The sequence below is a fragment of the Streptomyces sp. NPDC046197 genome, assembly GCF_040646295.1.
In the GTDB taxonomy this organism is placed as follows: domain Bacteria; phylum Actinomycetota; class Actinomycetes; order Streptomycetales; family Streptomycetaceae; genus Streptomyces.
This window is the reverse complement of the sequence record NZ_JBEYZY010000009.1, coordinates 204,866-217,926: the sequence shown is the minus strand read 5'-3', so window position 1 is coordinate 217,926 and position 13,061 is coordinate 204,866. Positions and strand designations below refer to the sequence as shown.

The window sequence follows — 13,061 nt, the reverse complement described above, 5'->3', positions numbered from 1 at the left end:
GGTGAACGCCGCGCGCTCCCTTTCGACGCCTTCGACGCCTTCGACGCCCTCGACGCCGTTTCCGCCGCGCGTCCGCTCGCGCGCCCGTACCCGGGGAGACCCATGACCGTCACACCGCCGGCCGCCCACCCCTTGGCACCGTCCGCCCCCGCCTTCCGGGGCCGCATCGGCCGGGACGCGCGCAGCGGCCACTACGCAGTGCCGCGCCGCTACCGCCTCCATCTGTCCACCGCCTGCCCCCAGGGCCTGCGCATCGCCGTCACCCACAGCCTGCTGGCCCTCGACGACATCTGCCCGGTGACCCTCCTGCCCGCCGTGCCGGACTGTCCAGGCGGCGGCCACTCGGCCCTGCGCCCGTTGTACGAGGCGAGCGCCCACCGCTACACCGGCCCGGCCCTGGGTCCGGTGCTCAGTGACGACTGGTCGGGGCGGATCGTCAGCACCCACGCGCCCGACATCGTGCGCGACCTCGACCGGCACTTCGGCGACAGCCGTGCCCCACTCCACCCGAGCGGCGCACAGACGCGGATCGAGGCCGTCGAGCGCCTGTGCGCACAGGACATCGAGCAGGCCGCCCAGCGCGCCGGACAGGCCGGGGGCGACCCGGCCGAACGCGCCGCGGCCCTGGAGGTCCTGCTCGGCGCGCTGGACGTACTGGAGCAAGAGCTGACCCGGCATCCGTATGTGACGGGTGATCAACTCACCTCGGCGGACGTCGCGTTGTGGGCACACCTCGTGCGGCTCGACACCGTGCACCACAACCACCTGGACGCCTGCGCCGTGCACCGCATCGCCGACCGTCCCGCCGTGTGGGCCTACGCGCGCCGCCTGGCCGCCCACCCCGCCTTCGGCACCCATCTGGACCTCGACGGCATCGCCCGCCGCCACCACGCGCACTGCCGGGGTCTGGAGGCCGCCGGGGCGGCCGTGCGGATCCTCGACTGGGCCGCCCACGCCGCCGACGCAGTCCGCGGCGGCCACCGCTGAGCCGTTCCCACTGGTGGACCCGCGCGGCCGCCGGGCGGCGTCGTGGGGTTGGGCACCGTGGCGCCGTGGTCGGGGACGTCACCCTCCCCCGAAGGTGGCGTCCCCGACCGCTCCCCCGGCGCCGGACTGCGGTTCGTGTGTCCGCGCGGTGCGGGGCCGTGCTGTCACCAGCACATGACCGCCGTCTCGCCCGAACCCCAGGTGGAGTACAGGCGTACGCGGACCATGTAGCGGCGGCCCTTGACGAGCCGGACCGCGAGCGTGGCGTTGTGCCGGGTGCCGCCGTCGTCCTGACCGGACAGGAAGCGCGGCTCGCCGTCGCGCTCCTCGAAGACCACGACGACGGCGTCGCACTCCCCGAAGGTGCGCAGAGTGTAGGTGCGGCTCTCCGGCGGCTCGACGGTGAAGTCGGTCTGCTCGCCGGGCCCCGGGCGCAGCGGCACAGAGCGGAACGGCACCAGCGGGGCCGGCCGGGACGGCCCGCACGGCGGGTACCAGCGCAGGACGAACTCCTTGTCGGCCGGTGACAGGGTGCCGGGCGGGTCGATGCCCCCGCGGAACTGTTCCGGCTCCAGGATCAGCCCCGACGCGAACGGGTACTCCATGATGGACAGCGGGTCCCAGACGGAGCCGTTGACCTCACCGGGCTGCAGCCTGCGCAGGACGTTGGCATACGTCTTCTCCCGGCTCCAGTGGTTGGGGGCGCCCGCCAGGTCGGCGTAGACCGCCTCGTCGTCGAAGAGGAGGCCCGCGAACGGGCTCTGGTGCTCGTGCCGCATGCCGAGCGCGTGCCCGATCTCGTGCAGGGCCGTCGCGCGCTGTCCGGGTGCGGTCAGGTCCCAGCCGAAGTTCATCGTCCGGTCGTTCAGACCGACCTGCAGCGCCTCGCGCCCCACCGCCGACCAGGAGCCGTCACCGCTCTGGAACCCGATGCGCAGCTCCGCCTCGGAGCGGTCGCCGACCTCGGCGAACGTGACGCCGACGCCGAGGTCCGCCCACTCCCGGAAACAGTCGCGCACCACGTCCTGCTGGTCCTTGCCACCGGCCCAGGAGACCCTGCGCATCTCCCCGGTCGCGGGGACCGCGATGACCGAGCCGTCGGTGTCGTCGCCGAAGAAGTAGTAGTGCAGAACCGTGCCGTTGACCCACATCTGCCGCCCGCCGACGAGCGCGGCGAGCCGCTCGGCGGCCAGCCCCGGAGCGTACGACGGGGCCGACTGCCGCGGCAGCGAGCAGTAGCGGGCGGTCATACGCCCAGACTGCCGTCCCTCCCGCCCCGGGCGCCTGAGTCGGGGGCTACTCAAGTCCCCCTGTATCAGGGGTGAGTAACCCGGGTCCTGTTTCCGTGACGACTTTCGACGGCGACGCGAAGACCCCCGAACTGCCCTGGCCGTTCACCGGCCGTGAGGAGGAACTCGACATCGTCCGCCGGTCGTTGGCCGCCGGACGGCCCGGCATCGTGGTGACCGGCCCGGCAGGCTGCGGAAAGACCCGGCTGGTGGCCCAGGCGGTGGGCGGCACCGACTGCGCACGGGTGACCGGGACGCCCGAGGCGCGGCGGATCCCCTTCGCCGCGTTCGCGCACCTGCTGCCCGAAGCCGTCACGCTGCACCGCGCGGTCCACCTCCTGTCGGGCGTACGGCTGCTGCTGGTCGACGACGCACATCTGCTCGACGACGCCTCGGCCGCCCTCGTCCACCAGCTCGCCGCGCACGCCCGCACCCGGCTGCTCGTGGTCGCGGCCGACGACGCCCCCGTGCCCGGCGCGGTGTCCCGGCTGTGGACCGGCGAGCTGCTGCCGCGGCTCGCCCTGAAGGCACTGCCCCGGGCGGAGACGGCCCAGCTGCTCACCCTCGGCGGCAGCGGGCCGGAGCCGCTCACCGCCGACCGGCTGCACCGGCTGTGCGGGGGCGACCTGCGTCTGCTGCGGGACCTGCTCGGCGCGCTGCGCGACCACGGCGGGCCGGCCCCTTCCCGCCTTCCGTCCGCGGGGACGGCCGTTCCGCTGCACGCGCCCGAGGCCGAGGAGTGGGCCTGGCGGGGCCCACTGCCGCTCACCGCGGCCGTCCGCGAACGCAGTGCGCGGGTCCTCGACGGCGCACGGGGAGAGGAACGGCAGATCCTCGAACAGGTGGCCTTCGCCGAACCCGTGCCGCTGCACGCGGACAACCTCGACCTGCGCGTGCTCGAAGCGCTGGAGGCCGAGGGCCTGGTCCACGTCGACGCCGACCGGACCGTTCGCCTCGCCCACCCCCTGCACGGCCCGGCGCTGCGGGCGGCGGCCGGACGCCTGCGGGCCGGACGGCTGGCCCGCACGCCCGAGCAGTGCGCGACCGCGCTGCGGGCCGAACGGGCCGCACTGACACACAGGATCGAACAGGCCGACGTACGGCGGTTGCCGACCCCGGTGGGGGAGTGGCTGGTGGACGAGGGCGCGCCGGTGCCGGCCGGGTACGCGGCCGTCCGGGCGCGGTTCTCCCGGCTGCGGGGCGAGCTGCGGGAGGCGGCCGCCTGGGCGCGCGAAGGGCTGCGGCACGCTCCGGGCGATCCGGACTGCCGGGCCGAACACGCCCTGGCGGCCGCCCAGTCGGGCGAGGTCACGGCCGACCGCGCCGCGAGGGCGGACCGGCCGGTGACCGACGCGTCGCGGGCCTGGCTGCTGGCCGCCCAGGGTGACCTCGACCAGGCGGTGGAGGCCGCCGCCGTGGTCGCCGAGGACCGTCGAAACCCGTACGGAGACGTCGCCTTCCTCCTCCACGACCTGGTCCGCCTGGGCGCGCCGGAGCGTGCCGCCGGCCGACTCGCCGAGCTGCCCGGTGCCGGCCCCGCCGTCCTGGCCCGGCACGCGGACGCCCTGGTGCGCGGGGACGGGGCCGCCCTCGACCGGGCGGCCGAGGCGCTCCGGGAGCGGGGACTGCTGCTGTGCGCGGCCGAAGCGCACGCCCAGGCGGCGGGGGCGCACCGTGATCCGCGTGCCGCCCGCGTGTCGCGCACGCGCGCGGTCGCGCTGGCCCGCCGCTGCCAGGGAGCCCGTACTCCGGCGCTGGCCGGGCTGGTGCTGGGCGAACTGACCGCCCGGCAGCGGCAGATCGTCACGCTCGCGGCCACCGGACTGAGCAACCGGCAGATCGCCGAACGCCTGACCCTCTCCGTGCGCACCGTCGGCAACCACCTCCACGGCGCCTACACCCGCCTGGGCGCGAGCGACCGGGCCGCGCTGCCATGGCTGGTGGACCAGCCGGAGCCGCGCACCGCGTGAGGACCCGGGAATGCCGCTCAGGCCGCCCCGAACGCCGAGAACGCCCAGCCCGTGGCCCGGTGCACCGGGTCGCCCGGCAGCGCGGCCCGCGCGTCGCGCAGCGCCTCGGCCAGGGACAGCCCCGCGCCGAGCCCCTTGTGCAGCGCGAGCATCAGCGGCACCACCGCCTCGTCGTTGACGGGCGCGCTGCACGCCACCACCCCGGCCGTGCCCAGCGGCAGCAACGCGGTGACCAGACCGAGGAGTTCGTCCGCGCCGACGGACGCGAGCCGGGCGGTGTCGCAGCAGGAGAGGATGATCCGGTACGGGCTGCGGTCCAGACGTTCGAAGTCGTGCACGATGAGCGGGCCGTCGGCCATCGTCAGCGACGAGAACAGAGGGCTGTCCGCGCGGAACGTGCCGTGTGCGGCGATGTGCGCGAGCGCGGCCCCGTCGAGTTCCTGCAGCACCCGCGCCACGTGCGCGTCGGTGTCCTCCAGAACGGTCGGCGTGCCGTACCGGCCGGCCAGCTCCGGCACCTCGGCCCCGCCGGTCGCCAGCCCCGGACCGCGCACGAGCACCTGGCGCCCGCCCGGCGGCGGCTCGGTCTCCCGCGCGCGCAGCCAGCTGCTCGCCGACGGCGACACGCTCAGCACCCTTTCCCGCAGCGCGGGCAGCAGCGCCCACGGCACCCGGTGCAGGGATCCCGGCGGCACGATCACCACCGGCCCGGAGCCCAGATGCCGCGCGGCCGGACCCAGCAGCAGCTCCTGCAGACGGCGCCCCGCCGCCTCCACCAGGGGCAGCCGGGCCTGACCGCCCGGATGCGCCAGGCGCCGCAGCCCGGCCTGCACATGCTCGGCCTCGACCACCGCGTCCGTGAGCCGCCCGGCCGCGAAGCGCCGTACCCGTCCCGCCCCGCACAGCAGCGCGTGCACCCGCCCGTCGAGTACGGCCAGTTCGACCAGCCGCACCTCACCGAGCCGCTCCAGCAGCCGCCCCGGGTCGAAACGGCCGCCGCCGCCGGGTGTGTCGCCGCGCAGACGCAGGGTCCGCGCACGGATCTCCCGCTCCAGGCGCCGCTGCTCGCGCTCCAGCGCAGGTACCGGGTGGCCGTCCCTGCGGGCGCCCTCGGCACGTGCGGCGATCTCGCGGAAGGCGGTCAGGTCGCCGAGCAGCGCCGGGTCGGCGGGCGGCCGGGTGGGCGGCGCCGACAGCACGGTGGCCCGCCAGCGCTCGCTCCACACCAGCAGCCGCCGCGGCTCGCCGGAGGCGAGGCTCGCCTGCTGGGCCAGCGCGGCCAGTTCGGCCCCCTGCGCGGTGGCGCGGGCCCGCAGTTCCGAGGCGCCGAGCGTCATCCGGTGGTCGTCGAGCACGTCGAGCCCGCGCCGGCAGGCCTCCAGAACGCCTCGTCCGGAGCCGGCCGCCCGGGCCCGCAGGGCCTGCGCGGCCCAGCCCGTCATACGGGCCAGGGGCGGCCCGCCGTACCGGCTGCGCGCGGCGACGGCCAGGTGCCGTTCGGCGTCCGCGGTCCAGCCCAGGGCGAGGGCGATCCGGCCGGCCAGCAGCGACGCCTCCGGCGCGGCCGGTGAGCCGAAGGAGGCCAGCCGTTCGGCCACCGCGGCGGCGTCCGCCACCAACCGCCCCGAGCGGCGGCCGGCCGCCACCCGCGACCCGATCAGCACCAGCCGTGCGTGCGCCTCCCACCAGGGGCGCCGCTGCCCGGTGAACAGCCGTACGGCCACGGCCGCCCGCGCGATCGCCGTGTGCGGGTCACCCGCCAGGCGTGCGGCACGGGCCGCGGCCAGCAGCAGCTCCGCCTTGCGCGTCGACTGGCCGCCGATGTCGTCGAGCACCGCGATCGCCGTGTCCGCCTCGGCCAGCGCCTCGGGGGCCAGCCCGGCGGCCATCAGGACCTCGCAGCGCCGGATGTCCAGCATGAACGTCGGTGTGCCCAGCTTGGCGTACCGCTCCTCGGCCTCGTCCAGCAGCCGCAGCGCCGCGGGGATGTCGCCCTGACGGAAGGCCGCGAGTCCGCGGCTCTCCACGGCGTCGGCCTTGTCGTGCTCCTGGCCGGTGGTGTCCCACAGCGCCTCGGCCGCGGTGAAGTCGGCGTCCGCCCGCTCCACCGCCCCCAGCGCCAGATGCACGGTGGCCCGCAGCGTCAGCGCCCGCGCCGTCCAGATCACGTCGCCGGTCTGCCGCAGCACGGGTATCGCCCGGCGTACGTCCTCCAGCGCCTCGCGGTGCCGGCCCAGCACCCACCAGACGTACGCCCGCCGGTACAGCACGCGGGCCCGGGTGTGTCCGCTCCCGCGCGCGACACCCCGCTCGAACGCCTCAAGACCCCGCCGCGTGCGCCCCGCGTGCACCAGTGCGACCCCGAGCGTGGCCAGCACGTCGGCCTCCCGGTCGGCCGACTCCGCCCGCGCCGCCAGGTTCCGGGCGCGCCGCAGATGCCACAGCGCCAGGCGCATGTCGCCGAAGTCCCGTTGCCAGATGCCGATCACCTGGTGCGCCACGGAGGCCTGCGACGGCGACGGACCGGTGTCGAGCAGCCCCCGGGCCCGCGCCAGGGCCTCGCCCGGGGCGGCGAACACCATCGGCAGCAGTTCGAGAGCCGAGTCGCTTCCCGCTGTCACTCCTCGGATGGTAGTGGCCGCAGGAACCGCGTCACACAGTTTGGCGCTGTATCAATCGACGACCCTGCGGCTCTGACTGAACGAACCACCGCCCCAACGGGAGGACACGCCATGGCACCTCAGCGATTCCACGAGCAGTTCGACCAGATCCAGCGCTCGATGCCCGACGTCCCGCTGGCCATGGGACCGGACGACTCGTCCGAGTTCTTCTACGAGAAGGGCGTGGTCCTCGCCCGCGACGGAGAGGAGGCGCGACTGGTCGAGGACACCGTGCGGACGCACTTCACCGAGGCGACCGGTCTGTCCGCGGACCATGTGCGCCGCGCGGGTCCCGAGACCAACCGCACCGGCGTCACCCGCATCCAGGTCGGCGACCCCGGACACGGCGACCGCAGCGGCGACCGCGCCGTCGCGCACGCGCTGCGCGCCCTGCGCACGCACGAGGGGCGGGCCGGACGGCGGCTGGTCAGCCGCAACCACGTCGTGGCGATCGCGGTCAACGCCTGCCCCGGCGACGAGCCGGTGCCCGCCCCGCTCACCCAGGGGAGCAACCCGGCGCCCGCCGAGACGGCGTACGACGCCGACACCGCCGTGGGCGTCCTCGTCGTCGACACCGGCCTGATGCACGACTACCGTTCCTACCCGCTGATGGCCCATGTCCAGGGCGACGCCCAGGTCGAGGAGACCGACGACCGGGGGATCCTCCAGCAGTACGTCGGCCACGGGACGTTCATCGCCGGGCTTGTCGCGTCCGTCGCGCCCAACACGGACATCACGGTGCGGGGTACCCTCAACGACGCTGGCGCCATCCTGGAGTCCGACTTCGGGCACCGGCTCTTCGAGGCCGTCGACCAGCACGGCTGGCCCGATGTCATCAGCCTCTCCGCGGGCACCTCAAACGGCCGCACCGACGGCCTGCTCGGCGTGGACGCCTTCATGCGGGAGCTGCGCGCCCAGGGCACCCTGCTGGTCGCGGCCGCCGGCAACAACGCCAGCGCCACCCCCTTCTGGCCCGCCGCCTACGCCGATCTGCCCGACTACGCCGACTCCGTGCTCTCCGTCGGCGCCCTGCGCAGCGACGGCGAGTTCGGCGCCTGCTTCAGCAACCACGGTGCCTGGGTCAAGGCCTACGCCCCCGGCGAGCGGCTCACCAGCGCCCTCACCGGCTTCGACGCGCCGGTTCCGTACGTCTACCAGCACTCCACGTACGACGCCTGCCGGTTCGGCTTCACCTACACCTGCACCTGTCAGTACCCGCGGCACACCGGCGTGTTGAGCGAGGAGAAGGAGAGCACGCCGGGCAAACCGGACCAGGTGATGTTCGAGGGGTTCGCGCACTGGAGCGGGACCTCCTTCGCCACTCCGGTCGCGGCCGGCATGGTCGCGGCGCACATGACGGCGCACAAGGAGCGCGACCCGCGCGCGGCGCGGCGTCAACTGCTGGAGGCGAACGCCGAGTACGCGGAAGTGCGCGGGGCGCACGTACCGGCGCTGCGTCCGCCCACCTGGCGCCCGGTCCCGGTCGTGCGGCTCGGTCCGCCGGCATGAGGGCCGAAGCCGTCCCCGCCACGGCGTACGATGACATGCCGTACACGAGGGGTGGGACCGTGGACCGTACAGATGTCGGCGCGCTCGTCCAGTCCGCCGTCGACGGTGACGCGGCGGCCTGGAAGGCGCTGGTGGAAGGGCTGAGCCCGCTGGTGTGGTCCGTCGTGCGCGCTCACCGGCTGTCCGATGCGGACGGGCACGAGGTGTACCAGACCGTGTGGTTCCGCTTCGCCCAGCACCTGGGGCGGATCCGGGAACCGGACAAGGCGGGCTCGTGGCTGGCGAGCACCGCGCGGAACGAGTGCCTCAAGACGCTGCGGAGCCTGAGCCGGCTGACGGTGACGGATGATCCGCAACTGCTGGACCGGGTCAGCGAGGAGGGCACGCCCGAGCAGTCGCTGCTCGAGTCCGAGGAGGCAGCCGCCCAGAGCGAGCGGGTGCGTCGGCTGTGGCAGGAGTTCGAGGAACTGGGCGAGCGCTGCCGGCAGTTGCTGCGCGTGCTGATGGCCTCGCCGCCGCCCAGCTACCAGGAGGTGTCCGCCGCACTGGGCATCGCCGTGGGCAGCATCGGACCTTTGCGCCAGCGCTGTCTGCGGCGGCTGCGCGCACGACTCGACGCACGGGGGGTGCTGTGAGCGACGACGGACGCAACGGCGGTTACGGCCGCAACAGCGGCATGAGCGGCAACGGGGCCGACGGTGACCGCGACGACGACCTCGTCCTCGGTCAGGAGGCCGTCCACGACGACGAGTTCGGCGACGGGATGCTGGAGGAGGAGCTGCGCCAGGCCGCCACGATCCTGGATCCGGTGCCGGACGAGCTGCGCCAACTGGCCTTGGAGGCCTTCGCACTGCACGACCTCGACGCCCGCATCGCCGAGCTGACCTTCGACTCGCTGATCGACGCGATCCCCGTCCGGGGCGCGGTGGACGTGCCGCGGATGCTGACCTTCCAGGCGGGGGAACTGACGGTCGACGTCGAGGTCACCGGGGACGGCCTGATGGGGCAGGTGCTGCCCCCGCAGCCGGCCCGGATCGAGGTGCTCAGCGGCCCCCAGCCGGGAGCGCCCCTCATGGCCGACGCCCTGGGCCGCTTCACCGGTGACGTGCCGCCCGGCGGCCCGTTCGCGCTCCGGCTGCGAGCGGGCGGCGAGGTGGTCGTCACGGAGTGGCTGCGGGCGTGAAGCGGGTGGTGATCGCGCCGACGGCCCTCACCGGGTGACCGGAATGCGGGCGTGGTGATCTCCTGCGGCATACGCCCGCCCTCGCGGCGCCTGTCTCGCTGGAGTGCTCCGGCCGCAGTCCGAGGAGGTCAGCGCGACATGCCGTCGACAAGGGCGGCCAGCGCCGCCGCCAGCCGGGACAGGCCCGGGCCCGCGGGGCCGCCCGGCTCGCTCATGTACGTGTCCCGGCGGATCTCCACCATCAGGGCGCAGACCCGGCTCTGACGGCCGTAGTGCTCCAGCGGCACGTAGGCCCCGCTGAACGGGCTGTCCAGCGCCGCCCCGAACCCGGCGAACGCCTCGCGGGCCAGGTCGGCCAGGGCGCGCGGGGTGTGGAAGGGGTCGGTGCCCAGGCACACCGGCGGCCGGGGACCCTCGCCGTGCAGCTCGTAGGGCAGTGGCGCGGTGGGGTAGGAGTGGACGTCGACGATCACGGCGCGGCCGGTGGCGGACAGCCGGTCGGCAACCGCCTCGGTCATCGCCCGTGCGTACGGCCGGAAGTAGCGCTCGAGCAGCGGCTCGGGGTCGGTGTCCGCGGGGCGCAGAGCGCCGCGGTGCGTGGTCCGGGTGTACACGGCGCCCATGCCCACCGCGAGCATCTCCTCCCGCTCGTCGGGGAAGCGCTCCGGATCGACGGCGAGCCGGGACAGCCGGTTGACGAACCGCCAGGGGGTGACGGCGGACAGGCGGGCCGCCGCCTCGGCGAGCTCCGCGGTGTGCGCGTCGGTGATGTGGTCAAGCTCCCGCTCCAGCGACTCGTCGTCCAGCAGGACGCCGGCGCGTACCTCGGGCGGTATCTCCCGCGCCGAGTGCGGCACGTGCAGGATCACGGGTGAGTCCGCGGCGCCGGGACGGAGTTCGAAGGACGGGACGGCGGGCGGCACGGGCTGCTCCAAGGGGGGCGTCGTCGATGTTCTGAAAAAAGTGCGCGGTCGCGAGCAGGGGACGAAATCCGGCCATCGCCTCCGTTCCTACCCCGGTCCCAGCCCAACCGCGTTCGCCGTCTCCGCCTGCAACGCAGCCGCCCCGCCCGGGAGTTGTCCCGGGCGGGGCGGCTTTGCGGGACGGGCTCGGAGCCGTCCGGTCAGCTCAGGGACGCGAGTGCCTCGTTCCAGGTGGCCGACGGGCGCATGACCGCGGCGGCCTTGGCCGGGTCGGGCTGGTAGTAGCCGCCGATGTCGGCCGGCTTGCCCTGGACGGCGATCAGCTCGTCGACCACGCGCTGCTCGTTGGCGGCGAGCGTCTCGGCGAGCGGTGCGAAGGCCTTGGCCAGGTCCGCGTCGTCGGTCTGCCGGGCCAGCTCCTGCGCCCAGTACAGGGACAGGTAGAAGTGGCTGCCGCGGTTGTCGATGCCGCCGAGGCGACGGGTCGGGGACTTGTCCTCGTTGAGGAAGGTCGCCGTGGCGCGGTCGAGGGTGTCGGCGAGGACCTGGGCACGCTGGTTGCCGGTGGTCTTCGCGTACTGCTCCAAGGACGGCACGAGCGCGAAGAACTCACCGAGGGAGTCCCAGCGCAGGTAGTTCTCCTTGACCAGCTGCTGGACGTGCTTCGGGGCGGAGCCGCCGGCGCCCGTCTCGAACAGGCCGCCGCCCGCCATCAGCGGGACGACCGACAGCATCTTGGCGCTGGTGCCCAGCTCCAGGATCGGGAACAGGTCGGTGAGGTAGTCACGGAGCACGTTGCCGGTGACGGAGATGGTGTTCTCACCGCGGCGGATGCGCTCCACCGACAGCTTGGTGGCCTCGACCGGGGACAGGATGCGGATGTCCAGGCCCTCGGTGTCGTGCTCCCGCAGGTACTGCTCGACCTTGGCGATCAGGTTGGCGTCGTGTGCGCGGGTCGCGTCCAGCCAGAACACGGCCGGGTCGCCGGTGGCGCGGGCGCGGGTGACGGCGAGCTTCACCCAGTCCTTGATCGGGGCGTCCTTGGTCTGGCAGGCGCGGAAGATGTCGCCGGCGGAGACGGTCTGCTCCAGGACGACGTCGCCGGCCTGGTCGACCAGGCGGACGGTACCGGTGACCGGGATCTCGAAGGTCTTGTCGTGGCTGCCGTACTCCTCGGCCTTCTGCGCCATGAGGCCCACGTTCGGGACGGAGCCCATCGTGGCCGGGTTGTAGGCGCCGTTGGCACGGCAGTCGTCGATGACGGCCTGGTAGACGCCCGCGTAACTGGAGTCCGGCAGCACCGCGAGGGTGTCGTGCTCCTGGCCGTCCGGGCCCCACATGTGGCCGGAGGTGCGGATCATGGCCGGCATGGAGGCGTCGACGATGACGTCGGAGGGGACGTGCAGGTTGGTGATGCCCTTGTCGGAGTCGACCATCGCCAGCTCCGGGCCCTCGGCGAGCTCCGCCTCGAAGGAGGCCTTGATCTCGTCGCCGTTCGGCAGGGCCTCGAGGCCCTTGAAGATGCCGCCCAGACCGTCGTTCGGGGTCAGACCGGCCGCGGCGAACGTCTCGCCGTACTTGGCGAAGGTCTTCGGGAAGAAGGCGCGCACCACGTGACCGAAGACGATCGGGTCGGAGACCTTCATCATCGTGGCCTTCAGGTGCACGGAGAACAGGACGCCCTCCTCCTTGGCGCGGGCCACCTGAGCGGTCAGGAACTCGCGCAGCGCGACGACGCGCATCACGGAGGCGTCGACGACCTCGTCCTTGAGGACGGGGACCGACTCGCGCAGAACGGTGGTGGAGCCGTCGTCGCCCTTCAGCTCGATGCGCAGCGAACCCGCCTCGGAGATCACCACGGACTTCTCGGTGGAGCGGAAGTCGTCCACGCCCATGGTCGCCACGTTGGTCCTGGACTCGGAGGTCCAGGCGCCCATGCGGTGCGGGTGGGTCCTGGCGTAGTTCTTCACCGAGGCGGGGGCGCGGCGGTCGGAGTTGCCCTCACGCAGCACCGGGTTCACCGCGGAGCCCTTGACCTTGTCGTAGCGGGCGCGGATCTCGCGCTCCTCGTCGGTCTTCGGGTCGTCCGGGTAGTCCGGCAGCGCGTAGCCCTGGCCCTGGAGCTCGGTGATCGCGGCCTTCAGCTGCGGGATGGACGCCGAGATGTTCGGCAGCTTGATGATGTTGGCCTCGGGAGTCTTGGCGAGCTCGCCCAGCTCCGTCAGCGCGTCCGGGATCCGCTGGTCCTCGGTCAGGTACTCCGGGAACACGGCGATGATGCGGCCGGCCAGCGAGATGTCACGGGTCTCCACGGCGACACCCGCCTGCGACGCGTACGCCTGGACCACCGGCAGGAAGGAATACGTCGCCAGGGCCGGGGCCTCGTCAGTGTGCGTATAGATGATGGTCGAGTCAGTCACCGGGTGCTCCGCTCCACGTCTGCAACATTGCTCGACATCAAGATATCTCGTGGGCGAGCCCGGCTCGACAGGGGTCCGGTACGGATCTCGCCACCAGGGTGACGTGCTCATGCAACCAAA

At 73.8% G+C, this 13,061-nt stretch carries 9 protein-coding genes; 5 read left to right on the top strand and 4 right to left on the bottom strand.

The annotated features are described in order from the left end of the window. Nucleotides 1-102: 102 nt before the first annotated feature. Nucleotides 103-987 (top strand): glutathione S-transferase C-terminal domain-containing protein, encoded by an 885-nt coding sequence (locus AB0A61_RS15680; protein WP_361291888.1) that lies wholly within the window; start codon nt 103-105, stop codon nt 985-987. Nucleotides 988-1,151: 164 nt separating this feature from the next. Here the strand turns inward: AB0A61_RS15680 and AB0A61_RS15675 are convergent, their stop codons facing one another. After that, a complete protein-coding gene (locus AB0A61_RS15675) occupies nt 1,152-2,237 on the bottom strand; it encodes a M12 family metallopeptidase (protein WP_361291886.1) in 1,086 nt (361 codons plus the stop codon). A 95-nt stretch (nt 2,238-2,332) separates the two neighbouring features. On the opposite strand from AB0A61_RS15675, the gene AB0A61_RS15670 reads away from it, so the two are divergent. Continuing rightward, nucleotides 2,333-4,246, top strand: a complete 1,914-nt coding sequence (locus AB0A61_RS15670) for a LuxR C-terminal-related transcriptional regulator (protein WP_361291884.1) — start codon at nt 2,333-2,335, stop codon at nt 4,244-4,246. Nucleotides 4,247-4,263: 17 nt separating this feature from the next. Here the strand turns inward: AB0A61_RS15670 and AB0A61_RS15665 are convergent, their stop codons facing one another. Further along, entirely contained in the window at nt 4,264-6,828 is a 2,565-nt protein-coding gene (locus AB0A61_RS15665; RefSeq protein ID WP_361291975.1) for a CHAT domain-containing tetratricopeptide repeat protein, read from the bottom strand. Between the two features lie 150 nt (nt 6,829-6,978). Here AB0A61_RS15665 and AB0A61_RS15660 point away from each other — a divergent pair, with 150 nt between their 5' ends. The 3 genes from AB0A61_RS15660 to AB0A61_RS15650 are packed head-to-tail and all read left to right on the top strand — an operon-like array spanning nt 6,979 to nt 9,598. Continuing rightward, nucleotides 6,979-8,415: a S8/S53 family peptidase gene (locus tag AB0A61_RS15660; RefSeq protein ID WP_361291882.1), complete on the top strand. Its 1,437-nt coding sequence runs from the start codon at nt 6,979-6,981 to the stop codon at nt 8,413-8,415. Nucleotides 8,416-8,450: 35 nt separating this feature from the next. Next, the gene (locus AB0A61_RS15655; protein WP_361291880.1) at nt 8,451-9,050 is read left to right on the top strand and encodes a sigma-70 family RNA polymerase sigma factor; all 600 of its coding nucleotides are present in this window, start codon (nt 8,451-8,453) and stop codon (nt 9,048-9,050) included. Beyond that, entirely contained in the window at nt 9,047-9,598 is a 552-nt protein-coding gene (locus tag AB0A61_RS15650) for a hypothetical protein (RefSeq protein ID WP_361291878.1), read from the top strand. Before AB0A61_RS15655 ends, AB0A61_RS15650 begins: the two co-directional genes overlap by 4 nt. Before the next feature lie 128 nt (nt 9,599-9,726). Here the strand turns inward: AB0A61_RS15650 and AB0A61_RS15645 are convergent, their stop codons facing one another. Next, the gene (locus tag AB0A61_RS15645) at nt 9,727-10,533 is read right to left on the bottom strand and encodes an N-formylglutamate amidohydrolase (RefSeq protein ID WP_361291876.1); all 807 of its coding nucleotides are present in this window, start codon (nt 10,531-10,533) and stop codon (nt 9,727-9,729) included. A gap of 188 nt (nt 10,534-10,721) precedes the next feature. Beyond that, entirely contained in the window at nt 10,722-12,941 is a 2,220-nt protein-coding gene (locus AB0A61_RS15640; RefSeq protein WP_361291874.1) for an NADP-dependent isocitrate dehydrogenase, read from the bottom strand. Between the last annotated feature and the right edge of the window lie 120 nt (nt 12,942-13,061).

Bases quoted from the DNA above. Each gene is read 5' to 3' on its own strand.
- AB0A61_RS15680 (WP_361291888.1), top strand. From the start codon at position 103: ATGACCGTCACACCGCCGGCCGCCCACCCCTTGGCACCGTCCGCCCCC.
- AB0A61_RS15675 (WP_361291886.1), bottom strand. From the start codon at position 2,237: ATGACCGCCCGCTACTGCTCGCTGCCGCGGCAGTCGGCCCCGTCGTAC.
- AB0A61_RS15665 (WP_361291975.1), bottom strand. From the start codon at position 6,828: ATGGTGTTCGCCGCCCCGGGCGAGGCCCTGGCGCGGGCCCGGGGGCTG.
- AB0A61_RS15660 (WP_361291882.1), top strand. From the start codon at position 6,979: ATGGCACCTCAGCGATTCCACGAGCAGTTCGACCAGATCCAGCGCTCG.
- AB0A61_RS15655 (WP_361291880.1), top strand. From the start codon at position 8,451: ATGCCGTACACGAGGGGTGGGACCGTGGACCGTACAGATGTCGGCGCG.